Source organism: Curtobacterium sp. 9128, assembly GCF_900086645.1.
Taxonomy (GTDB): domain Bacteria; phylum Actinomycetota; class Actinomycetes; order Actinomycetales; family Microbacteriaceae; genus Curtobacterium.
The window spans coordinates 995075-1020326 of the sequence record NZ_LT576451.1 but is presented as its reverse complement, the minus strand read 5'-3'; the positions used below and the strand labels follow the sequence as shown (position 1 = coordinate 1020326).

The following is a 25252-nucleotide window of genomic DNA, read 5'->3' as shown; positions in this document are numbered from 1 at the left end:
CAGACCGAGCGGGAACGAGTAGCAATGGCGTCGACGCGGGCACAGCAACCGCGATCGCCCTCCATCCGCGATGTCGCGCGGGTCGCCGGGGTGTCGCACCAGACCGTGTCGCGGGTGCTCAACAACTCGGACGCGATCCGCGCCGAGACACGGGAGCGCGTGGTCGCTGCCATGGAGCAGCTGCAGTACCGGCCGAACCGCGCAGCACGCGCGCTGGTCACCAGCCGGACCCGGACGATCGGGGTGCTGACGGCACAGCGCTCGCACTACGGCCCCGCGGTCACGATGCAGGCGATCGAGGACTCGGCCGTCGCGCGCGGGTACTCGGTCACGACGGCGAACATCGCCGAGCCGACCGACGCCGCCGTACGCGACGGGCTCGGGCACCTGCTGGACCAGGACGTCGAGGGCATGATCGTCATCGCGCCGCAGCAGCGCGTGTTCGACCTCATCGAGGAGCTCGGCGTCCGGACGCCGTACATCACCCTGCGCTCGAGCATCGGCGAGGACCCGACGGCGCTCTGGGTCGACCAGATGGAGGGCGCGCGCCTGGCCACGGCACACCTGCTCGACCTCGGCCACGAGTACATCAGGCACATCGCGGGACCGCAGGACTGGATCGAGGCCGACGCCCGCATGCAGGGCTTCCTCCGCGAGATGTCCGACCGCGACAAGCCCGTGCAGCCGCCGATCCTGGGCGACTGGACCGCGGACTTCGGGTACCACGCCGGCCGCGAGCTCCTTCGATGGCGGGACTGCACGGCGGTGTTCTGCTCGAACGACGCCATGGCGCTCGGGGTGATGCACGCGGCGCGGTCGTACGGGCTCGACGTGCCGGGAGACCTGTCCGTGGTGGGGTACGACGACATCCCGGAGGCGAAGCACTTCTGGCCGCCGCTGACCACCGTGCAGGTCGACTTCGCGGAGCTCGGGCGACGCTGCGTGGACCTGCTCCTCCCCCACGAGGGCGATGTGCTCCGCCCGATCGAGATCGTCCCCCAGCTGGTGGTCCGCGCCTCCACGAGCGCGCCGCGGCACCGCGGGTAGCGGGCCGTTCCGCGCGTAGGAGGCCGTTCCGCGCGGAGGAGGCCGTTCCGCGCGTAGGAGGCCGTTCCGCGCGTAGGAGGTCGGAATTTTCGACCTCCTACGCGCGATTCGGCTCCCTACGCGCGATTCGGCCCACCGCCGAGACCGGCCAGAACGGCGGACGGGAGGCTCGTGGCCAGGCCGCCACGAGCCTCCCGTCCGATGCCCGCCACGCCGGGGAAGCGACCCCACATCGAGGGTCACCGTGCGGCCCGACGGCGCGGAACTGCGGGCCGTTACCGAAACGCGACCAATCCGAATTGACACCCGCGCCGACGCCGTGCGTAGTATTACCTCCGTTCCAGCCGATGTGACCGTTCACATGGACCGTCACACAGACTGGGACACCGGACGCGACAACGAAGTCCACACAGACTCTCTGTGCCTTCGCTGCCGCTCGCAGAACCACCGAAGGACTGCCGCACCGAAGCGGCAGAAGGAGATGCACAGTGGCGTCAAACCCGATCGACACCGGACTCGAGACCCGGTCGATCACCGCACCCGAGACCATCCTCGAGATGCGGTCGATCACCAAGGAGTTCCCTGGTGTCAAGGCCCTCGCGGACGTCTCGCTCACGGTCCGCGCCGGTGAGATCCACGCGATCTGCGGGGAGAACGGTGCGGGCAAGTCGACCCTCATGAAGGTCCTGTCCGGCGTCTACCCGTACGGCACCTACACGGGCGAGATCGTCTACGAAGGCGAAGAGGTCCGCTTCAAGGACATCAAGCAGTCCGAGCAGGCCGGCATCGTCATCATCCACCAGGAGCTCGCGCTCATCCCGGAGCTCTCGATCACCGAGAACCTGTTCCTCGGCAACGAGCCGAGCCGCTTCGGGGCGATCGACTGGACCACGGCCCAGCTCCGCGCCCAGGACCTGCTCGCCCGCGTCGGCCTCGCCGACGACCCGGACACGCAGATCAAGAACATCGGTGTCGGCAAGCAGCAGCTGGTCGAGATCGCCAAGGCCCTGCACAAGGACGTCAAGCTCCTCATCCTCGACGAGCCCACCGCGGCGCTCAACGAGAACGACTCGCAGCACCTGCTCGACCTGATCGTCGGTCTGAAGGCCAAAGGCATCTCGAGCATCATCATCAGCCACAAGCTCAACGAGATCGAGCAGATCGCCGACAGCATCACGATCATCCGTGACGGCAAGGCCATCGAGACGCTCAACGTCAAGGCGGACGGCGTCAACGAGGACCGCATCATCCGCGGGATGGTCGGCCGCTCGCTCGAGTCCCGCTTCCCCGACCGCACCCCGAAGATCGGCGAGACCTTCTTCGAGGTCCGCGACTGGACCGTGCAGCACCCGCTCGACTCGTCGCGCCTGGTCTGCAAGGGCTCGAACTTCCACGTGAAGCGCGGCGAGATCGTCGGGTTCGCCGGGCTCATGGGCGCCGGCCGCACCGAGCTCGCGATGAGCATCTTCGGCCACTCCTACGGCACGTTCCTCGGTGGCCAGGTCATCAAGGACGGCCAGGAGATCAAGCTCAACAACGTCCAGCAGGCGATCGACGCCGGGCTCGGCTACGTGTCCGAGGACCGCAAGGCACTCGGCCTGAACCTGCTCGACACCGTGAAGCGCTCGACGGTGTCCGCCGACCTGCACAAGATCTCGAAGGCCGGCGTCGTGGACTCCCTCGAGGAGTACGACGTCGCCGAGAAGTACCGGAAGCTGCTCCGCACGAAGGTGCCGAGCGTCGAGGAGAACGTCGGGAAGCTCTCCGGCGGGAACCAGCAGAAGGTCGTCCTGTCGAAGTGGATGTTCACCGACCCGGACCTACTCATCCTCGACGAACCGACCCGCGGCATCGACGTGGGCGCGAAGTTCGAGATCTACGGCATCATCCAGCAGCTCGCGGCCGAGGGGAAGGGCATCATCCTCATCTCGTCCGAGCTCCCGGAACTCCTGGGCCTCTCCGACCGGATCTACACGATCTTCGAGGGCCAGATCACCAACGACGTACCGGCCGACCAGGCCGATCCGGAAACGCTCATGCGCAGCATGACCTCCGCGCGGAAGGGCGCACTCGCGAAATGAAGAACTTGAGACTGCTCTTCGGTAAGGGCAACAGCATCGGCCAGTACGGCATGATCATCGCGTTGATCGCGATCCTCGCCATCTTCTCGGTCACGACGAACGGGCTCATCCTCGAGCCCACGAACGTCATCAACCTGTTCCTGCAGTACTCCTACATCCTCATCCTGGCGCTCGGCATGGTCATGGTGATCATCGCCGGCCACATCGACCTGTCGGTCGGATCGGTCGCGGCGGTCGTCGGCATCGTCGTCGCCCAGTCGATGGCCGTGTGGCACTTCCCGGTGTGGGCCGCGATCGTCCTCGGCCTGGTGTGCGGCGCCCTGATCGGTGCGTGGCAGGGCTTCTGGGTCGCGTTCGTCCGGGTTCCCGCGTTCATCGTGACGCTGGCCGGTCAGCTGATCTTCCGTGGTGCGAACCAGATCATCGGCAACTCGACATCCGTCCCCGTGCCGGACAGCTACACGACGATCGGCGCCGGGTTCATCCCGGACTTCGGACCAGGCACCCCGTTCTCGAACGGCACCGTCCTGATCGGTCTCGTCACCGTCGCGGCGCTCATCATCATCGAGGCGCGCGGGCGGTCCCGTCGCCGGAAGATGCAGGCCGAGGTCCCGCCGCTGTGGGTCTCGATCGTCCGCACCGGTGTCCTCGTCGCCGTGACGCTCGTCGCGACGTACCTGTTCGCCGCCGGCCCCGTCGGCACCTCGGTCCCGATCGTCGCGATCATCCTCGGCGTCCTGACGATCATCTACGGCTTCGTCACGAAGAACACGATCTTCGGTCGCCAGGTCTACGCCGTCGGTGGCAACGCCAACGCCGCGGTCCTCTCCGGCGTCAGTGCGAAGAAGGTCAACTTCTTCGTCATGATGAACATGTCCGTCCTCGCCGCGATCGCCGGCATGGTCTTCGTCGGGTACTCGGGCGCCTCCGGCCCTGCTGACGGCACCGGCTGGGAGCTCGACGCGATCGCCGCCGTGTTCGTCGGTGGTGCAGCGGTCGCCGGTGGTGTCGGCACGATCTCCGGGTCGATCATCGGTGGTCTCGTCATGGCGCTGCTGTCGAACGGCCTGCAGCTCATGGGCATCGAGTCGAACAAGGTGCAGATCATCCGTGGTCTCGTCCTGCTCGTCGCCGTCGCCTTCGACGTCTACTCGAAGTCGCAGGGGCGTCCGTCCCTGATCGGCGGCATGATGCGGCAGTTCCAGCGCAAGGACACCGAACAGAACACGGTGGCCGCGCAGCAGCCGAAGTCCATCGAGGACCAGCCCGAGAAGATCACCCTCCCCTAGCTCACCCACTCCCCACAGCGGGGCTCCGGCCCCATCCCTCCTCAACGAAGAGAAAGCAATCACATGCGCAAGAAGATCGTCGCCGGCCTCAGCCTGGCGCTCATCGCGGGTCTCGCCCTCAGCGGCTGCTCCGCACGTGGCTCGGACTCCGGCAGCGGTTCCGACGCGACCATCAAGAAGGGCGACCTCATCGGCGTCGCGCTCCCGGCGAAGACCTCGCAGAACTGGGTCCTCGCGGGTGCCGCGTTCAAGAAGTCGATCGAGGACGCCGGCTTCAAGGCGGACATCCAGTACGCCAACGCCGGCAGCCCCGTCCCGGACCAGCAGTCGCAGATCTCGGGCATGATCACCAAGGGTGCGAAGGCCGTCATCATCGGTGCGGCCGACGGCTCGCAGCTCACCTCGCAGGTCAAGTCGGCGAAGTCCTCTGGTGCCGTCGTCATCGCCTGGGACCGCAACATCCTGAACACCAAGAACGTCGACTACTACGTCGCGTTCAACAACTACAAGGTCGGCCAGCTGCAGGCCAACGCGCTCCTCAAGGGCCTCAAGGAGAAGAAGGGCAGCGGGCCGTACAACGTCGAGCTCTTCGCCGGTTCGCCGGACGACGCCAACGCGACGGTGTTCTTCAACGGTGCGATGAGCGTCCTGCAGCCGAAGATCGACGACGGCACGCTCAAGGTCGTCTCGGGTCAGACCACGTTCGGCAAGGTCAACACGCAGGGCTGGCTCGCGCAGAAGGCCCAGTCCCGCATGACGGACCTCCTGTCGCAGTACTACACGGGTGACACCAAGCTCGACGGCGTCCTGTCGCCGAACGACACCCTCGCCCGTGCGATCCTCACCGCGACCAAGGCCGCCGGCAAGGACAACCCCGTCGTCACCGGGCAGGACTCGGAGACCGCGTCGATCCCGCTCATCATGAGCGGCGAGCAGTACTCGACGATCTACAAGAACACCACGGAAGAGGCCCAGGCGGCCGTCGACCTGGTCTCGACGCTGGCGAAGGGCGACAAGCCCGACACCAAGATCGACAAGACGAACAACTACAACGGTGTGAAGACGGTCCCCGCGATCGAGCTCACCCCGGTGCTCGTCACCAAGGAGAACGCGGTCGAGGCCTACAAGGGCAACGACACCCTCGAGAAGCTGGCCGAGGCCGGCAAGTAAGCAACACAGCACCCGACAGGGCCCCGTCCGCATCGCGGACGGGGCCCTGTCCCGTTTCGGGGCGCGACGGCCCGGGGCGTCGCGCCCGGCCACGGACATCGCGCCCGTTCGCGACGGGGCGCGATGTCCGCACCGGGGTGCGAACCAGCGGCCGCCACCAACCGTCGGACGGGAGGCTCGTGGCGGGCCCGCCGCGAGCCTCCCGTCCGGAGCGCGCGAGCCGGGGCTAGCCGTGGCGGGCACGCAGGCGGCGGGCCGCCTCGCAGAGGTGTGGGACGTCCACCCGCGCGGTCCCGAGCACGATCGCCGGCGTCGTGTCGAAGTAGCGCCGGGTGAGTCGTTCGCCGAGGAGCGAGACGCGCGACCACGGGATGCCCGGCTCGCCAGCCGTCACCGCCACTGGGAGCATCCGCACGGCCTCGCCGATCTCGACGAGGCGCATCCGGACGGCGTCGTAGACCAGGTCCTCCGGCAGCGACGTGTCCGAGACGTACCGGTCGATGACCCCGCACGCCCGGATGACGTCGTCGAGCCGCTCCGGGACGTCGCGGTTCACAGCGGCACCGCGTCCCGGACGACGTCCTCGCTCATGCCGGCCGCCGCGACGACGTCGACGCGCACGCCGAGCACCTGCTCCGCGGCGTCCTGGATGCGCATGAGGGCGAAGATCCCGAGCCCCGGGCGCAGGTCCACCATCAGGTCGACATCGCTGTCCGGACCGTCCTCGCCCCGGGCGACGCTGCCGAACAGCCGCGGGTTCATCCCGCCGAGTCGCGTGATGACCTCGAGCAGCTCGAGTCGGGCGGCGGCGACCCGTTCGCGGAGCGGCGGCGGATCGGCGACGGGCTCCAGGTCGATGACGGTCATGAAGCCCGCGGCGAAGAGCAACCGCTGGAGCGCCGCGAGGGACGGCTCGCGTCGACCGTTCTCGTAGGTGCTGATGACGCTCTGCGTGACGCCCGCCCGCTTCGCGAGCTGGACCTGGGTCAGCTCGGCACGGAGTCGCGCGTCACGGATGAGGTCGGCCGCGGACAGTCGGTCCGCGGGTCGTGCAAGGACACCTGACATGACGCCACGATACACAAGATGAAAAATTTCGTATCATCTCGCGCACCGATCGTTCTGCCCTGCGTGTCGGATCGGGGGCGTGTGGGCCGTCCGCGAGGTCGTCAGTCGCGGACGGAGACGTCCGTCCGGTGGAAGTTCTGCGCCGACCGCGACGGTGTCGGGCCACGCTGGCCCTGGTACCGCGACTGGTACTCGGCGGAGCCGTACGGCTTGTCCGCGGGGCTCGACAGCTGGAAGAAGCAGAGCTGCCCGATCTTCATGCCCGGCCAGAGCTTGATGGGCAGGGTCGCGACGTTCGAGAGCTCCAGGGTCACGTGGCCGGAGAACCCGGGGTCGATGAACCCGGCGGTCGAGTGCGTCAGGAGTCCGAGACGGCCGAGCGAGCTCTTGCCCTCGAGCCTGGCGGCGATGTCGTCGGGGAGCGTGACGACCTCGTACGTCGACCCCAGCACGAACTCACCGGGGTGCAGCACGAAGGCCTCGTCCGGGTCGGCCTCGACCAGACGGGTGAGGTCGGGCTGGTCCACGGCCGGGTCGATGTGGGGGTACTTGTGGTTGTCGAACAGCCGGAAGAACTTGTCGAGGCGTACGTCGACGCTCGACGGCTGGACGAGCGAGAGATCGCGGGGATCGAGGCCGATCCGGCCTGCGGCGAGCTGGGCGGTGATGTCGCGGTCGGAGAGCAGCACGGTACGGAATCCTAGCGGGCACAGGCGCTCCCCCGATATGCTGCTCGGCTGCCCTGCAGACGGCACGGGCGGCGGAAGGAACCACCGTGTACCGCGTCGTCGAACTCGACGTCCCCGCCACCATGACCGACGACCGTGCGAAGGTGCGGGCGTTCCAGGAGTGGGTCGACGTGTCGAACCGCTCTGAGGTCGCCGTCCACGGCCTCGCCGAGCTCGCCTGGAAGGCCGAGGAACAGCTCCCCCTGCAGCATGACCCGGAGGCACCGAGCCGACTGTTCGTCGTCCGGGACGAGACGGCGGACTCCGAGGACGGGGGCATCGTCGTCGCTGCCGGCGCGTACGACTCGAAGACCGCCGAGGGCACGCCGAACTGCTGGATCTCGATCGGCGTCGACCCCGAGCACCGTCGCCGCGGGATCGGCACGCTGCTCGCCGACCACATCGAGGGCATCGCCCGCGCCGAGGGCCGCACCCAATGGAAGACCTACGCCGTCTCGCGGCAGGTCGGTCCCGCTGCCGGCCCCGGGTACGTCGTCGCCCCGACCGGGTTCGGCGCCGTCCCCGCGGACGAGCCAGGGGTCCGCTTCCTGACCGGCCGAGGCTGGCGCTTCGGCCAGGTGAACCGCATCAGCCGGCTCGCGCTGCCGGCAGACCACTCGGTGGTGCAGACCCTGCACGAGCGGGCGTCGACCGCGGCAGGTCCCGACTACCGCGTGCACTCCTGGACGGGTCGCACGCCAACCGAGTGGCAGGCGGGCATCGCCCTGCTCGAGACCCGGATGAGCACCGACGCACCAGAGGGCGACATGGAGGAGCCGGAGGACGTGTGGACCGTCGAGCGGCTGCAGGAACACGAGGAACACCTCGAGGACTCCCCCAGGACGTTGCTCACCGTCGCGGTCGAACACGTCCCGAGCACCACCCTGGTGGGTTTCACGCAGCTGTCCGTGCCGGATGACCGCGATCAGCCCGTGTTCCAGTGGGACACGCTCGTCCTCCGGGAACACCGCGGGCACCGGCTCGGCTGGCTGCTCAAGGTCGTCGGGATCGAGACGATCGAGCGGGACCACCCGGGGCACCCGTCCATCGTGACGTTCAACGCCGAGGAGAACCGGCCGATGCTCGACGTGAACGAGGCGGTCGGGTTCGTCGGCGTCGGCAGCGAGGGGATCTGGGAGCGCAAGGTGTGATCAGTCGGCAGCGCCTACCATGGAGGGTCCGCGGTCTCGCGGACGCAAGCGTCCCCGGAACAGGTCGATGACCGTCACGTCACCCGAAACACAGCCTGGAGGCTCGGCGCCGGAATCGGCGCCCGTCACCGCTCGTACATCCACCGTCGCGACCGTGCTCGCCATCGCGATCCCGCTCGCGGTCGGCTGCTCGATCCTCGGCATGACCGTGACCGGCGCGTTCACGGCGAGCCAGCAGCTCGTGTCGGCCGGCGACCTCGTGCAGTACGGGCTCCCCGTCGCGCGGGTGGTGCACGACACGATGGCGGCGCTCACGATCGGGCTGCTCATCGTCGCCGCGTTCGCGCTGCCCGCGCAGAAGAAGGACCACGGCGCGATGTCGAGCGTCCAGCACCGGGCGGTTCGGTGGGCGGCGACGACCGGAGCGATCTGGTTCCTCGCCGCCGTCGTCAGCCTGGTCTTCACCGGGGCGAACACCCTCGGGGTCCCGCTGACGAACTCGGTGTTCGCGCGGAACTTCATGCTCTTCGCGTTCCAGGTCGAGATCGGGCAGGCGCTCGTCGTGTCGGCGGCCGCGATCCTCATCGCGACGGTGCTCGCGGCGTTCGCGACCCGGGTCACGACACTCGCCATGGCGACGGTCGCCGGGCTCTTCGCGCTGCTCCCCCTCGCCCTCTCCGGCCATGCCGCCGGGTCCCTCGAGCACGCCAACGCGGTCAACTCCCTCGCGATCCACCTCATCGGGGTGTGCGTGTGGGCCGGTGGGCTCGTCGCGGTCGTCGCACTGCGCACCAGGACGAAGGGCGCGACCGGACGCATGGTCGCCCGGTACTCGACGCTCGCCGGGTGGTCGTTCGCCGCCGTGGCGTTCTCCGGCATCGTGAACGCCTCGCTCCGTCTGACCGGGCCGCTCGACCTGTTCACGACGACCTACGGCTGGCTCATCACCGTCAAGGCGTCGATCCTGATCCTGCTCGGGCTCGCCGGTGTCGTGCAGCGACGGAAGCTCGTGCCGGCACTGCTGCGCTCCCCGCTCGACCGCCGGTCGTTCACCCGGTTCGCCCTCGCCGAGATCGTGTTCATGGCCGTCGCCATCGGCGTCTCCGTCGCGGTGTCCCGGAGCCAGCCGCCGATCCCGCAGACCCCGGAGACCGGCGAGGACACCCGCTCGGGCCTCATCGGCTACCCGTACCCGCCGACGCAGACACTGCACACCTTCCTCACGCAGTGGCACATCGACTGGGTGTGGCTCGCGCTCGCCGTGGTCGGTGCCGGCTGGTACCTCGTCGCCGTCCGGAAGCTCCGGAAGCGCGGCGACAAGTGGCCGGTCGGCCGGACGATCTCGTGGCTGCTCGGCTGCGCGGTGTTCATCTGGACGACCTCGGCCGGTCCGTCGGTCTACGGCATGATCCACTTCTCGTCGCACATGATCCAGCACATGCTGCTGATGATGTTCGTGCCGCTGCCGCTCGTGCTCGGCGGCCCGGTGCTGCTCGCACTGCGGACCCTGCCGGTCCGGAACGACGGCTCGCGCGGCGCCCGGGAGTGGCTCATGCTGTTCGTGCACTCGCGGTACATGCAGTTCATGGCGAAGCCCGCCGTCGCCGGGGTGATCTTCGCCGGATCCCTCGTGGTGTTCTACTTCACCGGTGCGTTCCAGGCCGCCATGCAGTCACACGAGTGGCACGTGGCGATGGTCGTCCACTTCGTGCTGAGCGGCTACCTGTTCTTCTGGGTGTTCGTCGGCATCGACCCCGGTCCCAAGCGCCCGCAGTACCCGATCCTCATCATCGCCCTGCTCGCGACCCTGGCGTTCCACGCGTTCTTCGGTGTCGCCGTGATGACGTCGGAGTCGATCTACGCCGTCGACTGGTTCCACGCCCTCGGGCAGACGAACGACGCCGCACTCCTCGCCGACCAGCACACCGGCGGCGGCATCGCGTGGGGTGCGTCCGAGCTGCCGATGGTGTTCGTGGCGCTGCTCGTGGTGCGGAACTGGGTGAAGTCGGACAAGCGCGACGCGAAGCGCCTCGACCGCCAGGCCGACCGCGACGGGGACGCCGAGCTGAAGGCGTACAACGAGCGCCTGTCCGCGATGAACCGCGACTGACACGGCCGCACGGGCTGTCCGCTACCGGGGTCCGGCTGGCCGCCGGTCAGTCACCGTGGACGATGCAGACCGCGTCGAGGTCGAGTGCGGCCTCGAGCGCAGCCGCGATCCCCGACTCGCCGTCCGACCCGGCAGGGGTCACGGTGTCCACCCACCACAGCGGGGTCCCGAGGGTCGGGGCGTCCGGGAGGATCCGCTCCACCTCGTCGAACGAGTCGACCCGGCGGACGCCGAGCACCGTGATCACCGGGTGTTCCTGGTCACGACAGACCTGCATCATCGGGCCGTCGTCGAGTGCCCGCACACCCCATGTGTCGTCGTGGAGCAGCAACGCCTCGGCGACCTCGCGGATCTCCACCTGTTCCCGGCAGAGCAGGGTCACGTCACGGGGCACCGATGCCACCGTGCCGACCGCCGGCACCGACGTGCCCGTCGAGCGTTCCCTCGTCGTGCGCCGGGTCGAGCGGAGCGCCGCCGACCAGCTGGAGGAAGCGGTCCTCGTCGATGCGGTCGAGGAACGACTCGAGCGCCGTCCAGCCGTCTTCGAGCCGGACGATGAGTCCCTGCCCGCCTCCGTCGACCGCAGCACCGGCACCGAACGTCGAGGTCGAGGTGTGCGGCGGCGGCCACACGGCACCTCGGTCGAGGAACCCGGCCGCCTCCGGTCCGACCACGACGGCGAGCGGTGCCGGTTCGCCGTGCGACACGGCACGGACGAGGTGGTCGGCGTCCCCACGCCGCTGCATGACGACGCCGAACACCGGGACGACGTCCTCGGCGACGCGGTGCACGGCCTCGAGCAGCCGGTCCGCGAGCTCCGGGTCCGCCCCGTCCTCCGGGATCGTCAGGACGGCGGACATGGTCTCGATGACGACGCCGTCGGTGAGGTGCGCGGTCATGGTCGCGGAGAAGCCGTCGCCGACGGCGTACGAGGTACTGACGCCGGGCGACTCGTGCTTGGCGTACTGCGTGACGACCCAGCGGTCCCACGGCACTGACAACGGCTCGGCTGTGCCCCAGCGCGTCGGACAGGTACCGACCGTGTGGCACAGGGCCTCGATCGCGGACCCGATGTCGATCGCCCGCTCGTCGTGGTGGCGCAGCGTGAGGTCGATGCTGATCTGGCGCACCGAGTCACCGGCGACCGGGTGTTCAGGGGAGGGTGTCCCGAGCAGTTCCGGCCCGCGCTCGACGAAGTCCTCGACGCCGGCGGCACGGACACCGGTCCGGCCGTCGCGGAGGGTCCCGTCGAAGTCCCGCACCGCCCACGCGGCACCGTGCACGCCCAGGGCGTGGCGGAGCGCCGGCGTGAGCGCAGCCTGCGGCCCGGTCCGGAGCACGACCATGCGTTCGGCCGCGGACGCACGCCGCAGCAGCGAGGCCAGCGCCTCGGTCAGCCACACCACCTGCGAGTCGGAGTCGACCACGATCGCGGGGCCGACGACGTCGTCGATGAGGGGATGTCTGACCATCCGGGTCCTCCTCGGTTCAGGGTCGCTGGAACTCCCTGGACGGTACACACGCGTCCGACACCTGTCCGTCAGGCGGGCGGGCTCACAGAAGAGACACGGGCACCGGACGGGAGGCTCGGGTCAGCCCCGGCACGGCGGCACACGGCACGCGGTCGGCTGGCTTCCAGGCGAGAATCCGGTATGGTTGTCGAGTCCCGCCGAGCGGGCACGCGAGTGTAGTTCAATGGTAGAACTCCAGCTTCCCAAGCTGGTAGCGCGGGTTCGATTCCCGTCACTCGCTCCACTGACCACCTGGCATGACAGTACGTGCCTCTTCTCGACGGGGCTCGGGCCGAATCGGTCTTCCGGTGCAGCTCAGCGTTGTTGCGTCCGTGCTGTCGTGATCGTCAGGACCGCAACCGTCGCGTACAAGGTGATGCTGGGGATCATCGCGGGCAGTGCGCCGGACACGTCCGCGATGTGCCCGACGACGAGCGCAGCGATCCCACTGACGAGGGACCCCAGCAGGGAGACGACCGAGCTCGCGCCGGCGCGTCGCGAGTCGTCCACCACCGCGTGCAGCTCGGATCGGCAGTACACGCTCACTGCGATCTGGAGCAGGACGTGGATTCCGAAGAACCCGACGATGACCGCCACCTCGTTGGCGGCAGCGAAACCCACGACCGACACGATGTTGCCTGCCAGGCATGCGAGGAGCACCCGGGTTCCGACCCGCCGATGTCCGAGGAGCTGACCCCCGAGCAGGCCTGCGACCTTCATCACAGCGAAACCGAGGAAGACGGCGGAGATGTCGGTCGCCCCCAACCGGAGTTGCCAGAGGAGCAGTGGACCGACCAGTGCCGCGTCAGCCGTGATCGCGAGCCAGGCCCGCGGGTGCCTACCGACATCGATGAGCCCCCGGACGTACGCGTTCAGGGGTTCCACCTGGCGTGAGGCGACGGTCGACGTCCTCGGACGCCCGACGAAGAAGACCACTCCGGCGACTGCAATCCACAGAGCGCCCAGGCCCCAGATCATCCTGGGCGCGATGGCGTAGCCAGCGAGGCCGAGCGCACCGCCCGCAAGCGACGTCGCCGCGCCCAACGCGACCGAGAAGCCCATCACCCGTCGTCGTTCGTGGGAGTCGACCGCGCCGAGCCGGTTGAGCATGTACGCGACCGATGTGCCGCTCATCGCTGCCGCGCCGATCCCGGCGAGCCCCTCACCGAGAAAGTCCCCGACGGGACCGAGCGCGAGGAAGAAGAGGACGAGTCCGACGAGACGGATCGCGTTGCCGATCTGGATCGCCGCCCAGTGTGACCGTCGATCGAAAACGACCGCCGATGGGAGTTCCGCGACCGCAAGGGAGATGTTGAACGTCGCCGTGAGCGCGCCGATCACGGCGACGGAGTAGCCCAGGCTCCGGAAGTAGAAGTTGTCCAGGACACTGAAGCAGCCGATGCCGATCCCGCTGAACCCCAGGAAGAGCCAGATCCCGATCCCGGTCCGTCTCACCGCGTTCACATGAACAACGGGCCGCGGTAGTCGACGATCGCCTCGTGCCCGCTCACCCGCTCCCACTCATCGAATCGGTGCAGGAACGGGAAGTACAAGTCGTCGAGCGGGAGGATCCGGTCGCTGGCGCACCGGACGACGCTGTGACCCGGCTCGTCGGCAAGGACGGCGCGGGCGAAGCGCAGCCCACAGCAAGCGGCATGGTCGACGAGGGCGTCGAGCGTCTCCTCGGCTGCCACCGGGCCAAGATCGCTTCCCCAGTGCGAGATCTCTCGAGCAGACTCGGTGTCTCCGAAGAACGCCGGAAACCGTTCTCGCGCTCGCCCGGACCACCAGAGAGAACGCATGTCGGTCTCGGAAGGATCGACGTCGACGCCAGTCGCGAGGGATCGCCACATCTGGATGGCCTCGAGGATGCTCTTGCGCAGTGCGTGCGCAGGAGAAGGCGAAACACCCATGCCACGAGCTGCCATCGGGTTCGCTTTCCGACCCGCCAGGACACAGTGCGCGATGGGAAGCGAGAGCGGGTTCGGGATCCACCGGAGGACGACGTCGACATCGTGAAGCCGTCGGACCGACGCAAGCAGTTCCGACACCGGGTTCGGATCGACGGACACGAGCGGGAGTCCTGTCCGCGCCGCGAACCAGAAAGCGTCGCGTTCGAGGAGCTCGAAGATGCCCTGGAGCGTCGCTTCACCGATCGTGCCTCCAGCAGCCGCTCCGGTCGTGCTGCTCGCTGTGGGGACCACCACCCCAGCGGACGGAGGGGTGTAGGGTGCCCGCACCAGGGATTCCGGGAGGGTCATCGGCTCGAGGCCGTCGAGGGGCTCGAGCGTCCTGACCTCGATCAGCGCTTCCGGATCAACCGGGATCGTCGCTCCTGTGAAGTCCTTCGCGTCTCGCCACGACGCATCGGCGAAGGAACGGATCGGTTCCGTCCGGCTCGGCCGCGCTCGTGTGGCGATGTAGTACCGCTCGATCCCTTCACCCACGCAGCTCGCGAGCGCCTGGTCGATGGTGTCACCCTTCCCCCCGACGGGCGCGTACGCCGTCGGGGTCCCGAGGAAGATCCCGGTGTCCACCGTGTACAGGCCGCCGGCGTCGTCGAACGACGGGTTGAGCATGACGGAGGCGAAGCCGAAGAGGCCCCGATGACGTGACGCGAAGTCGCGAGCCGTTCCTCGCCGTGGGAGCCCGTTCCCAGACACCGCGCCGTCGTCATCCCCGGCGTTGGCGGTCGGCGCAGGGGCAACCAGGTGCGTGATCGCAGGTTCGCAACGACGGCAGTCAGGCCACGGGGCGAGGAGCGACCAGCTCTGCGCCACGTCGATGTTCGTGACCGCCAGGCCGATTCCACGCGACGCGCTCTGGGAAACGATGCCGTCGAGTTCTTCGGGCCTGATCGTCGATCGTCGCGCGTGCGGCGAATCGAACAGCAGCGCGACCTTCCGGTCGAGGCAGTCATCGCAGACTTGCGGGGCATCGACGGACTGCGCCCAGGCGACCCGGAGACCCGGCTCGGTCGGGTGATCCCGACCGAAGACTTCGGAAGCAACTCCCGGGAACGTCGAGATGCCGGCCAGTTCGGCGTGGATGGTGTCGAGCGAGTTCATCGTTCCTCACAGCAGGAGAGCCCCGCGGTTGCCCGCGGGGCTCTCCTCAGAAGCTCTCAGTGAGCGTCGGTAACCGGTGCAGCAGGGGCGTCGATCGCGATTCCGGGACCGTACCCACCAGCCTGACGGGTCGCTCCGACCTTGCGCTCTGCGGCGCTGAACAGGTTCGAGTTCATGTGAATTTCCTCTCTCTGTGCGACTCGGCGGCCCGGTCGAACCGCCGATTGCGGATGAACATACCGGTCTGTCCACCGTGGTGCAAGACGCAACAGAATGTTTCTTCACTGTCCTTCGAGGTGATAGGCGGAGCCGTCCTGGGAGCGGACGAGCATGCCGGAGTCGACGGCGTCGCGGCGGACGAGCGCGACGTCCTCGACGAACATCGCGAGTGCGGCGTTCAGCGTCTCCTCGTTGATGCTGCGCCGGCTCGGCAACCGATCGAACGCGGTGCGCACGATGGCGTTGGAGAGTTCTCGACGCTTGTTGACTTCGATCGGCAGATCACTGATCCGTCCGACGTGCAGGACAGCCCGGTCGGTGAGGAGGAGCTCGATCGCTTCCCTGGTCTCCGACAACATCTCACGGTCGACCGCCCCGTCGGGACCGACCCACTCGAACCGGTCCGCCGGGATCGCCGGGTTCATCGTGGCCGCGACCACCTGTCGTGCACGCCGGAGCGCGGATTGCATGCTCACTTCGGACCCTCCACCCTTGTCTCAGTGTCCTCGACGATATCGAGGCCGTCGCGGCCAGCGCATACGATCTGGAGATGTCCTCGGACCAGACCACCACCCACGTCGTCATCGGCGGCGGGGTCGTCGGCGCCGCGACCGCCCACGCCCTCGCGACCCGCGGCGAGCGCGTCCTGCTCCTCGAGCAGCACGGTCGCGGACACCACCTCGGCTCGTCCCACGGCGCGACGCGGATCTTCCGGCAGGGGTACGCAGACCCTGAGTACGTCGCGCTCACCACGCGCGCACTCGAACGATGGGACGCGCTCGAGACCGCGAGCGGCGAGACGCTGCTCGACCGGACCGGTGCCGTCGACCACGGTCGGCCCGAGGTCGTCGACGCGATCGCCGCGGCGCTGTCCGACGCCGGCATCCCCCACGAGACCCTGACCCAGGAGGCCGCAGCAGCACGGTGGCCCGGGCTCGCCTTCGAGGGGCACGTCCTCGCGCACGCCACCGCCGGCCGGATCCGTTCCGCCGACGCGATCGAGGTCTTCCTCACGCTCGCCGAGCGGACCGGCCTCGCCGAACTCCGGTTCGACACCAGGGTCACCGGGATCGAGGACCACGGCGACACGGTCACCATCTCGTCCACCGAGCCAGACGGAACGGTCCTGCGGACGACGACCCGGTCCGTGGTCGCGGCCGCGGGGTCGTGGGCTCCCGCGCTGGTCGGCGACCTGCTCGCGGCACGCGGGGCGAGCCTCCCGGCCATCCGCGTCACCCAGGAGCAGCCGGCCCACTTCCCCAGCCACCTGGCGGACGACGCCTGGCCGAGCTTCGTGCACTACCCGCTCGACGGCGGGGACGTGTACGGACTGCTCACACCGGGCGAGGGCGTCAAGGTCGGGTTCCACGGCACCGGGCCGGTCGTCGACCCGGACGCGCGGGACTTCACCGCGGTGCCGGAGGAGCTCAAGCGGCTGCAGGCGTACGTCGCGCGCTTCGTGCCAGGTGTCGATCCGACCGAGCCCTCGCCGATCAGCTGCCTGTACGACAACTCCCCCGACGACGACTTCGTGATGGACCGTCGCGGGCCGATCACCGTCGCGACGGGCTTCTCCGGTCACGGCTTCAAGTTCGCGCCGCTCCTCGGGGAGATGCTCGCGGACCTGGCGACCGGCGGCGCTCCGCACCCGAGGTTCGCGCTGGCCTGAGTCCGCGACACGACCGCTACGGTGGTCGCGTGCACGTCGTGATCGCTCCTGACTCGTTCAAGGGGACCGCCACCGCGGCCGCCGTCGCCGCCGCGATCGGCGAGGGGTGGGCATCGGAGCGCCCGGACGACACCCTCACGCTCATGCCCATGGCGGACGGCGGAGAGGGCACGCTCGACGCCTTCGCGACCGCGTTCCCCGATGCCCGCCGCGTGCCGATCACCGTGACGGGGCCGGCTGGCGACCCCGTCGACGCCTCCTGGCTGGCGCTGTCCGACGGACGTGCGGTCGTCGAGCTCGCGGCGACGAGCGGGCTCCCGCTGCTGACGACGCTGCAGCCGGACACCGCGCAGACGATCGGCTTCGGGCAGGCGATCGCCGCAGCGCTCGACGCCGGGGCGACCGGGCTCGTGCTCGGCATCGGCGGGAGCGCGTCGACCGACGGGGGCGAGGGACTGCTGTCCGCGCTGACGCTCCCCGACGGGTCGTTCCGCCCGCTGCCGCCGCTCGGGGTCTCGGTGTTGACCGACGTCACATCACCCCTGCTCGGGCCGTCCGGTGCTGCGGCGGTGTTCGGTCCGCAGAAGGGCATCACCCCGTCGCGCGTTCCCGTGCACGAGGAACGACTGACGGCGTGGGCCGCGCGGTTCCCGGACGTCGACCCGTCCACGCCAGGAGCGGGTGCCGCGGGAGGTGCCGGATTCGGGCTGCTGGTGTGGGGCGCGACGCTCGTGGGTGGGGCGTCCGGGGTCGCCTCGGTGCTCGGGCTCCCCGGTGCCATCGCGACCGCCGACGTCGTGGTGACGGGTGAGGGGCGCTACGACGGGCAGAGTGCCGTGGGCAAGGTGCCGTCGGTCGTGGCCTCGCTCGCTGCAGGACGTCGGCGGATGCTCGTCGCGGGGGCGATCGACGCTCCGCTCGACGACTGGGACGCGGGTGCTTCCCTAACCGTCATCGCCACGCAGACCACTGGTTCACCGTCGGACGCGCTGGCCGACCCGTTGCGCTTCGCCCGGATCGCGGGGCAGCGCCTGGCTCGCATGGCCTGACCCGCGGTCAGTGCCGCGGAAGCGACAGATTGCCGCGGGACTTCGGCGGGAGGGTGTCGCTTTCGCGGAACGCCCGGCCGGCCCGGCGGGCCGGCACACGGGCCCGGGCGCCGGCGTCAGGCGGCGGGGGCCCGGAGGAAGTCGGCGTAGGTGGGCTCGTCGACGACCGCGAGCACGGGGTGGCCGAGGCGCGCCTCGACGAGTGCGGCGATCTCGGACGGGGAACGGAGGCCTCGGCGGTGCCACTCGTGGGACGGCAGGGATGCGGATGTGGCGGTCATCAGGACCAGCCCTTCGTGGGCCACTGGCCCGGTGTCTCCCGAGGTCGCTCCGCTGTGCCAGGGATCCGCAGGACGCGGACGGCATCGTGACGACGGATTCGTTTCGACTCGGTACAGCAACCGTACGGTCCCGATCGGGCGCTGTCGAAGGGCGTGCGTGTTCTGGACGAGCACTCGGTGTTCCCCCTCCGGGGTGCCCTGTCGGTACCCCCCACGGGAGCGCTCCAGCGGGCACGATTGTGGTCGGGCCGGAAGCGGCCCGACGTCAACCCCACGAGGAGACCATTGCGCACCGTCAACGCGTACGCGGCACCGTCCGCCACCGAACCGCTCGTCAAGACCACGATCACCCGTCGTGACCTCGGCCCGAACGACGTCGAGATCGACATCGCCTACGCCGGCATCTGCCACTCGGACATCCACACCGTCCGCGGCGAGTGGGGCCCCATCCAGTACCCGCAGGTCGTCGGTCACGAGATCGTCGGCCACGTCTCGTCCGTCGGTGAGGACGTCACGAAGCACAAGGTCGGCGACCGCGTCGGCGTCGGCTGCATGGTGAACTCCTGCGGCGAGTGCGAGAACTGCGTCGCCGGCGAGGAGCAGTACTGCCTCAAGGGCAACATCCAGACCTACGCGGGCGTCGACCCGGCAGACGGTTCGATCACCCAGGGCGGGTACTCGCAGGCCGTCGTCGTGAACGAGGACTTCGTCCTCCGCGTCCCCGAGTCGCTCGACATCGAGAAGGTCGCGCCGCTGCTCTGCGCTGGCATCACGACCTACTCGCCGCTGCACCACTGGAAGGCCGGCCCCGGCAAGCGCGTCGCCGTCGTCGGCATGGGCGGCCTCGGCCACATGGCCGTGAAGATCGCCGTCGCCCTGGGCGCCGAGGTCACCGTCCTGTCGCAGACCACGTCGAAGGAAGCCGACTCGCTCCGCTACGGCGCGAAGGCGCACTACGCGACGAAGGACGCTGCGACCTTCGAGCAGCTGGCCAGCTCGTTCGACCTGATCATCAACACGGTGTCGGCGAAGATCGACATGGGCGCCTACCTGGGCCTCCTCGCCGTCGACGGCACGATCGTCAACGTCGGCGCCCCGGCCGAGCCCCTCGAGGTCCCCGCGTTCTCGCTCATCGGACACCGTCGCAGCTGGGCCGGTTCGGCCATCGGCGGCATCCGCGAGACCCAGGAGATGCTCGACTTCTGCGCCGAGAAGGGGATCCTCCCGGAGACCGAGCTCATCAGCGCCGACCAGATCAACGAGGCCTACGAGCGCGTCCTGAACTCGGACGTCCGCTACCGCTTCGTCATCGACGCGGCGACGCTGGCGTAGTCCGTTCGCACCCATGACGGGTGCGATCGGAAGTCGATTCGCGCGTAGGAGGTCGGGAAAGCCGACCGCCTACGCGCGATTCCGCTTACCACGCTCGGAAGTGCCACCCCTCGGGCGCCGACGCCCGCGGGACTCACGCGAAGCCTCGGTAGGTCACCACCGGGGCCACGTCGCGCCAGCCAACGGTTCGGTAGAGCGCACGGCCTTCGTCCGAGGCCACCAGCAGCCCGGTGTCCGCGCCGTGCGACACCGCCCACGCCGTCAGACCGGCCACGATCTGCCCACCGAGGCCCCGCCGTCGGTACGGCTCCTCGGTCTCGATGCAGTCGAACACCGCGTCACGGCCGACCAGCGCGACCTGGCCGCGCGCAGCGCGGACCCCGTCCACCTCGATCCGTAGGAACGCCACCCCGTCGACCGTGTCCACCACGACGTCCGCCGGCATCCCGACGGGCGCGAGCCGAGCCTCCATCACGGTGCCCGGCCTGGCCATCCGGTCGAGCGAGCCGAGTGCGGCCAGCGCGTCCGGGGCGATCCCGCCGACGACCGTGAGCCAGCTCGTGGACCGCGGCGCCACAGCACGGGCGAGCCGGAGCGCCTCGACGCCGGACGGCTCCGCGACGACGTACTCGTCCAGCCGGGTCTCCGCGCCGACGGTGACGTGCCAGCCGCTGCCGTCCGCCTCGAACGGCATCGACCGCGACCGGGCCCACCCGGCGACCCACCGCTCGACGACCGCTGCATGCATCGAGCTCGACGCTATCCGACCTCGTCGCCGCTCGGCAGCGCGCCGCACCAGTCGACGTCCTCACCGACGGTGCTCGCCTCGAGCGCCCCGGACGTCGCATCGACGATGCTGACGAGCGCTCCGGTCGGCGACTTCGTCGCGACCGCGACGAACTGGCCGTTCGGCGACGGGCAGACCGCCGTCAGGCTCGCGTCGTCCGGGATGGTGACGGGCAGCCGGGAGGCTCGGCTCCCGTCCACGCGCACGATGCGGCTGGCGATCGTCCCGTCACCCCGGACGTCGCCCACCGTGCGCAGGTACGTGTCGTCCGTCAACTGGGCGATCCGACCGAGGTACTGCGCGTCCGTGCTCGCGGCGGGTGCGACGATCGCGGTCCGCTTGCCGTCGGTCAGGTCCACGCGTTCGATCCCGGTGCCGGACTCGACGACCGCGGTGGTGCCGGTGCCGACGAAGCCGTGCAGGTAGGTGGCGGAGCCGAGCCGCACGAGGTCGGCGCGCCCGCTCATGTCGACGAGGAACAGCTCGTCGGTCGCCGTGCGGACCAGGGCGGTCTCGGTGCGCGGGACGTACGCCCACTGGCTGACGGTCATCGGGACGGCTCCGGTGGTGGGCTTGCCGTCGGCCGCGATCGCCTGGGGCATGTGGGTGCCCGTCATGTCGACGACGTAGAGCCCGACGTCCTTCGACTGCCCCGACGACGTGTCCGCGTACTGGAACCCGAAGGACGCGCCGTCGTCTGCGGCGTGCAACGCGCTCGCGTGTCCTTCGGAGGTCGGGAGCGTGAGGTGCTCGACCGGCGCGTCGGGGTCCTCCACGCCGTTCCGCAGCGTCACGACGTCGATCCGGGAGTCGCCGACGTCGGAGTCGCTCAGCACGACGAGGAACCGGCTCAGGCGGATGTACTCGGTGATGCCCGTCCCCTGGTACACGCTCGTCGCGCCCGATGCGTCGAGCGACCGGCGCACGATGCGGTCCTTCGCGCCGTCGGTGCCCGGGACGAGGGCGAGCACGTCGGTGGTCCCGGTGCGGATCGTCGCGCGGAGGTCGGCGGTCGCACGCTGTCCCGGTGCCCGCGCGCCGGCGACGGTCACCGTGTACGACCGGTCGTAGGCGAGCGGGCCGGCGAACTCGACGGCGACGGTGTTGCCGCTCGACGTCACGGTGTGGGCCGCTGCCGGCGAGACCCGGACGTCGTCCGCGGACACCTTCTGGAGCGCCTGGTTCGCCGTGATGATCACACGCTGCGCCGGACGGGAGACGATGCCGCTCGCGTCGTAGGACACCGACTTCAGCCGCGGGCCCTGCTGCGACCCGACGACCGCGGCGAGCGCCGCCACCACGACGAGCACGAGCACGACGGCCGTGAACCGCCGCCGGAACCGGTGCGCGACCGGGCGGCGCGGTTCTGACTCAGTACTCATACGGGTCCCTCGGCTGGTCGACCCGCTTGACGGTGGCGGCCTTGATGACGATCCGGGCGTCGGCGGACTGGTCGGGGTTCGCGGCGAGGGCCCCCGTGACGGTCACCCACTCGTTCTCGGCCGGGACGGTGCCGTCGGTGGTCACGCCGAGGCCGACCGGCTGTGCGTCGACGGCGCAGCAGCTGATCACGAAGCGGGTGAGGGTGAACGAGCCGTCCGATCCGGGGACGACGAACCCGGTGAGAGTGACCCGCTTGCCGACGAGGGAGCTCGTGTCGGTGGTCTGCCGGATGAGCGCTGCCCAGTCCTTCACGCCGTACCCGGACGTGTCGACCGACTCGCTGCCGAGGAGCGACACGGTGCCGGACCCGGTGGCGTTCGACAGCGTCGCGGAGTCGACACTCCGCTGCTGAGCGGTCCGCGCCGACAGCGTCGCCGGGGGCAGGACCAGCATGGCCACGGTGACCCCGATCGTGATCGCGGCCGCGATGCCACCGAGCGTGGCGCGCACGAGCCGAGCCGAGCCTCCAGGCCGGGCGACCGGTGCGTCGTCCGGACCCGCGTGGTCGTGCGTGTGACCGGCTCCCCGCGCGACCACGACGAGCCCCGCGATCGACGCCGGCACGGCGACGGCCGCGAGCACGATCGTGAAGACCGCGTAGCGGGGGTTGATGTACAGGTCGAGGTGCCCGGCGACGGCGAGCCAGAGGGTGCAGAGCGCGACCGCGAGGACGGAGCCGAGGCCGAGGTACGCGGGCTTCCGCGATTCAGACGAGGACATTCATCACCAACCCCACGGCGAGGGCGAACAGGACGCACACGACGGCGAGCAGCACGAGGAAGCGGGCGCGGAACGTCGTGCGGAGCAGGGCGATCATCTTGACGTCGATGATCGGCCCGATGATGAGGAACGCCGTGATCGAACCGGGCAGGAACGTCGAGGCGAAGGACAGCGCGAAGAAGGCGTCCACGTTCGAGCAGAGCGACACCGTCATCGCGAGGAGCATCATCGCGAGCACGGACAGCACCGGGTTCGACCCGATCGCGACGAGGGTGCTCCGCGGCACCGCGACCTGGATCGCCGCCGCGAGCCCGGCGCCGACGAAGAGCGCCGGCATCATCGTGGCGGTCTCCCCGCCGAACTGGGCTGCACTCTCACGCCAGCGGTTGGTCGGGGCGGTGGCACCGACCGCGGCGCGGCAGCGGGCCTCGAACGCCGGGAGCAGCAGGTCGGCGGGACGTCGGTGCGCTGCGACGATCCAGCCGACGAGGTTCGCGACCACGAAGCCACCGACGATGCGGACGGGGAGGATCCACCCGGACCAGCCGAACGCCTGCGCGGTGCTGACGATCACGAGTGGGTTGAGGATCGGGGCCGCGACGAGGAACGTGACCGCCTCGGCCGGGGTGAACCCGCGGAGCATGAGGCCGCGGGCGAGGGGGACGTTGCCGCACTCGCACACCGGGAAGAGCATGCCGATCAGGGAGATCACCGCGCGACGGGGCATCGGGCGACTCGGCAGGATGCGTTCGAGGGCGCCGTGCGGGACCCACACCTCGACGACGATCGACAGCACGATGCCGAGCACGACGAACGGCAGGGACTCCACGACGACGCTGATCGCGAGCGTGAGGAAGTCCTGCACGACGTCGGGGAGCCCGGCGGTGCCGACGGCCGGGGTGGCGAGCCGGATCCCGAGCAGCACGACGACGGCGAGCAGCACGAGACCGGGGCCGGTGCGGGTCCGGGCACGCTGCTGCGGCGGCGTGGTGGTGCGCGTCGTCACCGGCTCAGGATAGGCGACGAGCGTGGCCGGCCGGCCTCAGCCCGCGGCCAGCGCAGCGACGTGGCGGTCGAGCAGGTCGATCGCCCACGTGGCGTCGCCAGCGGGGTCGAGCCGCACCACGTGCAGCGCGAGCCCGTCCACCAGGGCGTGCAGCCGCTGCGTCTCGTACTCGGTGTCCGCCGCGGGGACGCCGACCGCGTCGAGGATCCGCACGCACCACTGCCGCATCTCGTCGACGACCCGGTCGTGGAACGGACGGAGCTCGGGGTCCGTCAGGGCCGCCGTCCCGAGGGCGAGGTACACGTCGAGCTCGATGCGGCGCTCCTCGTCGAGGGGCAGCAGCTCCACGAGGACCGCGTGCGCGAAGTCCGTGCCACCGAGCGAGGCGGACAGCGCGTCGATGCGGGCGGCGGTGCCGTCGAAGACGAGGTTCAGCGCGTGCTCCCGGACGCTCGCCTGCGTCGGGAACACGTAGCGGACGGTGCTCGGCGGGAGTCCGGCTTCGGCCGCGACGTTCCGGACGCTCAGCGCGCCGAGGCCGTCGCGCGCGAGCACCTGGCAGGCGGCTTCGGACACGGTGCGGCGCCGTTCCTCGAGGTCGATGCTGCGCGTCACCCGATCATTCTGGCACGACTGTACGACTCGTGCTAGAAAGGTCGTGTCGCACAGTCGTGCGACTATCGGAAGGGAAGCGTCATGACCTGGATCGTCCTGGTCCTCTCCGGCGTGCTCGAAGCGGTGTGGGCCACCGCACTCGGCGCGTCGAACGGGTTCAAGAAGGTGGTGCCGACGATCGTCTTCGTCCTCGGCATGGCCGCGAGCATGGCCGGCCTGGCGTACGCGATGACGGCGATCCCGGTCGGCACGGCCTACGCGGTGTGGGTCGGCATCGGTGCGTCGCTCACGGTGCTCGTCGCGATCGCCCGGAAGCAGGAAGCAGCGTCGTTCGGCCGGGTCGCCCTGGTGCTCGGCCTGGTGGCCTGCGTCGTCGGACTCAAGGTGGTGAGCTAGATGGCTTGGATCGTCCTCTTCGTCAGTGCCGCGCTCGAGACCGTCTGGGCGACCGCGCTCGGCCAGAGTCACGGCTTCACCCGGCTCGAGCCGACCATCGTCTTCGCGATCACGATCGTGATCAGCCTCGTCGCGTTCGGCTACGTCCTGAAGCACATCCCGATCAGCACGGCGTACGCGGTGTGGACGGGGACCGGCGCTGCGCTCACGGTGCTCTGGGGCATGGCCACCGGCGCCGAGCCCGTCACGGTGCTCCGCCTGGTGTTCATCGCCGGCATCGTCGGCTGCGTCGTCGGCCTGAAGCTCCTGCCGGCCCGCCCGGTCGCGCCCGCCCCCGCGCCCGCCTCCTCCGCTTCGCCCGCCTCCCCGCCCGGTCGAATCGCGCGTAGGAAGTCGAATCGCGCGTAGGAGGTCGGTTCTTCCGACCTCCTACGCGCGATTCGGCTTCCCACCGCACGTGACATGGGTGGGAACCACCGACGGACGGGAGGCCCGGTGCCAGCTGGCACCGG

At 69.8% G+C, this 25252-nt stretch carries 25 protein-coding genes and 1 tRNA gene; 12 read left to right on the top strand and 14 right to left on the bottom strand.

Annotation, left to right across the window (positions count from 1 at the left end; translation table 11 throughout):
- The first annotated feature begins 24 nt into the window (after nucleotides 1-24).
- The 4 genes from QK288_RS05175 (at nucleotide 25) to QK288_RS05160 (ending at nucleotide 5587) form a co-directional block, all read left to right on the top strand.
- Nucleotides 25-1047: a LacI family DNA-binding transcriptional regulator gene (locus QK288_RS05175; protein ID WP_281266737.1), complete on the top strand. Its 1023-nt coding sequence runs from the start codon at nucleotides 25-27 to the stop codon at nucleotides 1045-1047.
- 557 nt (nucleotides 1048-1604) lie between these two features.
- On the top strand, nucleotides 1605-3128 hold the full coding sequence (gene mmsA / locus QK288_RS05170; RefSeq protein WP_281267661.1) for a multiple monosaccharide ABC transporter ATP-binding protein: 1524 nt from the start codon (nucleotides 1605-1607) through the stop codon (nucleotides 3126-3128).
- On the top strand, nucleotides 3125-4417 hold the full coding sequence (mmsB, locus tag QK288_RS05165; protein WP_281266736.1) for a multiple monosaccharide ABC transporter permease: 1293 nt from the start codon (nucleotides 3125-3127) through the stop codon (nucleotides 4415-4417). The genes mmsA and mmsB overlap by 4 nt, the downstream gene beginning before the upstream one ends.
- 63 nt (nucleotides 4418-4480) lie before the next feature.
- Complete coding sequence (locus QK288_RS05160) at nucleotides 4481-5587, top strand: sugar-binding protein (protein ID WP_281266735.1); 1107 nt, start codon at nucleotides 4481-4483, stop codon at nucleotides 5585-5587.
- Nucleotides 5588-5813: 226 nt separating this feature from the next.
- On the opposite strand, the gene QK288_RS05155 is transcribed toward QK288_RS05160, so the two are convergent.
- The 3 genes from QK288_RS05155 to dcd all read right to left on the bottom strand — a co-directional run bounded on the left by QK288_RS05155 (nucleotide 5814) and on the right by dcd (nucleotide 7344).
- Nucleotides 5814-6143, bottom strand: coding sequence for a HepT-like ribonuclease domain-containing protein (locus tag QK288_RS05155; RefSeq protein WP_281266734.1), 330 nt, complete (start codon nucleotides 6141-6143; stop codon nucleotides 5814-5816).
- The gene (locus tag QK288_RS05150) at nucleotides 6140-6655 is read right to left on the bottom strand and encodes an XRE family transcriptional regulator (protein ID WP_281266733.1); all 516 of its coding nucleotides are present in this window, start codon (nucleotides 6653-6655) and stop codon (nucleotides 6140-6142) included. Before QK288_RS05150 ends, QK288_RS05155 begins: the two co-directional genes overlap by 4 nt.
- A 101-nt stretch (nucleotides 6656-6756) precedes the next feature.
- Nucleotides 6757-7344, bottom strand: a complete 588-nt coding sequence (dcd, locus tag QK288_RS05145; RefSeq protein ID WP_281266732.1) for a dCTP deaminase — start codon at nucleotides 7342-7344, stop codon at nucleotides 6757-6759.
- 86 nt (nucleotides 7345-7430) lie between these two features.
- Between dcd and QK288_RS05140 the strand changes: the two genes are divergently transcribed.
- Nucleotides 7431-8534, top strand: a complete 1104-nt coding sequence (locus QK288_RS05140) for a GNAT family N-acetyltransferase (protein ID WP_281266731.1) — start codon at nucleotides 7431-7433, stop codon at nucleotides 8532-8534.
- Nucleotides 8535-8688: 154 nt separating this feature from the next.
- Nucleotides 8689-10644: a cytochrome c oxidase assembly protein gene (locus tag QK288_RS05135; RefSeq protein WP_281266730.1), complete on the top strand. Its 1956-nt coding sequence runs from the start codon at nucleotides 8689-8691 to the stop codon at nucleotides 10642-10644.
- Nucleotides 10645-10690: 46 nt separating this feature from the next.
- Here the strand turns inward: QK288_RS05135 and QK288_RS05130 are convergent, their stop codons facing one another.
- Nucleotides 10691-11038, bottom strand: coding sequence for a hypothetical protein (locus QK288_RS05130; protein ID WP_281266729.1), 348 nt, complete (start codon nucleotides 11036-11038; stop codon nucleotides 10691-10693).
- Complete coding sequence (locus QK288_RS05125) at nucleotides 11028-12116, bottom strand: DUF6177 family protein (protein ID WP_281266728.1); 1089 nt, start codon at nucleotides 12114-12116, stop codon at nucleotides 11028-11030. Before QK288_RS05125 ends, QK288_RS05130 begins: the two co-directional genes overlap by 11 nt.
- Nucleotides 12117-12325: 209 nt before the next feature.
- Here QK288_RS05125 and QK288_RS05120 point away from each other — a divergent pair.
- Nucleotides 12326-12399, top strand: a tRNA-Gly gene (locus tag QK288_RS05120).
- Nucleotides 12400-12470: 71 nt separating this feature from the next.
- On the opposite strand, the gene QK288_RS05115 is transcribed toward QK288_RS05120, so the two are convergent.
- The 3 genes from QK288_RS05115 to QK288_RS05105 all read right to left on the bottom strand — a co-directional run bounded on the left by QK288_RS05115 (nucleotide 12471) and on the right by QK288_RS05105 (nucleotide 15912).
- Nucleotides 12471-13610, bottom strand: coding sequence for a hypothetical protein (locus QK288_RS05115; RefSeq protein ID WP_281266727.1), 1140 nt, complete (start codon nucleotides 13608-13610; stop codon nucleotides 12471-12473).
- Between the two features lie 5 nt (nucleotides 13611-13615).
- On the bottom strand, nucleotides 13616-14734 hold the full coding sequence (locus tag QK288_RS05110) for a YcaO-like family protein (RefSeq protein ID WP_281266726.1): 1119 nt from the start codon (nucleotides 14732-14734) through the stop codon (nucleotides 13616-13618).
- A gap of 770 nt (nucleotides 14735-15504) precedes the next feature.
- The gene (locus QK288_RS05105) at nucleotides 15505-15912 is read right to left on the bottom strand and encodes a DUF2087 domain-containing protein (protein WP_281267660.1); all 408 of its coding nucleotides are present in this window, start codon (nucleotides 15910-15912) and stop codon (nucleotides 15505-15507) included.
- A gap of 80 nt (nucleotides 15913-15992) precedes the next feature.
- Here QK288_RS05105 and QK288_RS05100 point away from each other — a divergent pair, with 80 nt between their 5' ends.
- Nucleotides 15993-17111: an FAD-dependent oxidoreductase gene (locus QK288_RS05100; protein WP_281266725.1), complete on the top strand. Its 1119-nt coding sequence runs from the start codon at nucleotides 15993-15995 to the stop codon at nucleotides 17109-17111.
- A gap of 29 nt (nucleotides 17112-17140) precedes the next feature.
- Complete coding sequence (locus QK288_RS05095; protein ID WP_281266724.1) at nucleotides 17141-18160, top strand: glycerate kinase; 1020 nt, start codon at nucleotides 17141-17143, stop codon at nucleotides 18158-18160.
- Between the two features lie 116 nt (nucleotides 18161-18276).
- Here QK288_RS05095 and QK288_RS05090 read toward each other — a convergent pair whose 3' ends face one another.
- A complete protein-coding gene (locus tag QK288_RS05090; protein ID WP_281266723.1) occupies nucleotides 18277-18441 on the bottom strand; it encodes a hypothetical protein in 165 nt (54 codons plus the stop codon).
- Between the two features lie 285 nt (nucleotides 18442-18726).
- Here QK288_RS05090 and QK288_RS05085 point away from each other — a divergent pair, with 285 nt between their 5' ends.
- Nucleotides 18727-19773, top strand: a complete 1047-nt coding sequence (locus QK288_RS05085; RefSeq protein ID WP_281266722.1) for an NAD(P)-dependent alcohol dehydrogenase — start codon at nucleotides 18727-18729, stop codon at nucleotides 19771-19773.
- 133 nt (nucleotides 19774-19906) lie between these two features.
- On the opposite strand, the gene QK288_RS05080 is transcribed toward QK288_RS05085, so the two are convergent.
- Genes QK288_RS05080 through QK288_RS05060 form a run of 5 tightly spaced genes read right to left on the bottom strand, consistent with a single transcriptional unit; the run spans nucleotide 19907 to nucleotide 24344 of the window.
- Nucleotides 19907-20521, bottom strand: a complete 615-nt coding sequence (locus tag QK288_RS05080; RefSeq protein ID WP_281266721.1) for a hypothetical protein — start codon at nucleotides 20519-20521, stop codon at nucleotides 19907-19909.
- Between the two features lie 11 nt (nucleotides 20522-20532).
- Entirely contained in the window at nucleotides 20533-21942 is a 1410-nt protein-coding gene (locus QK288_RS05075; protein ID WP_281266720.1) for a hypothetical protein, read from the bottom strand.
- Nucleotides 21932-22723 (bottom strand): TIGR03943 family protein, encoded by a 792-nt coding sequence (locus QK288_RS05070; protein WP_281266719.1) that lies wholly within the window; start codon nucleotides 22721-22723, stop codon nucleotides 21932-21934. The genes QK288_RS05075 and QK288_RS05070 overlap by 11 nt, the downstream gene beginning before the upstream one ends.
- Complete coding sequence (locus tag QK288_RS05065) at nucleotides 22710-23729, bottom strand: permease (RefSeq protein ID WP_281266718.1); 1020 nt, start codon at nucleotides 23727-23729, stop codon at nucleotides 22710-22712. Before QK288_RS05065 ends, QK288_RS05070 begins: the two co-directional genes overlap by 14 nt.
- Nucleotides 23730-23765: 36 nt before the next feature.
- The gene (locus QK288_RS05060) at nucleotides 23766-24344 is read right to left on the bottom strand and encodes a TetR family transcriptional regulator C-terminal domain-containing protein (protein ID WP_281266717.1); all 579 of its coding nucleotides are present in this window, start codon (nucleotides 24342-24344) and stop codon (nucleotides 23766-23768) included.
- Nucleotides 24345-24425: 81 nt separating this feature from the next.
- Here QK288_RS05060 and QK288_RS05055 point away from each other — a divergent pair, with 81 nt between their 5' ends.
- Together QK288_RS05055 and QK288_RS05050 are read left to right on the top strand one after the other, a co-directional pair.
- Complete coding sequence (locus QK288_RS05055; RefSeq protein ID WP_281266716.1) at nucleotides 24426-24740, top strand: multidrug efflux SMR transporter; 315 nt, start codon at nucleotides 24426-24428, stop codon at nucleotides 24738-24740.
- On the top strand, nucleotides 24741-25148 hold the full coding sequence (locus QK288_RS05050) for a multidrug efflux SMR transporter (protein WP_281266715.1): 408 nt from the start codon (nucleotides 24741-24743) through the stop codon (nucleotides 25146-25148).
- Nucleotides 25149-25252: the final 104 nt, after the last annotated feature.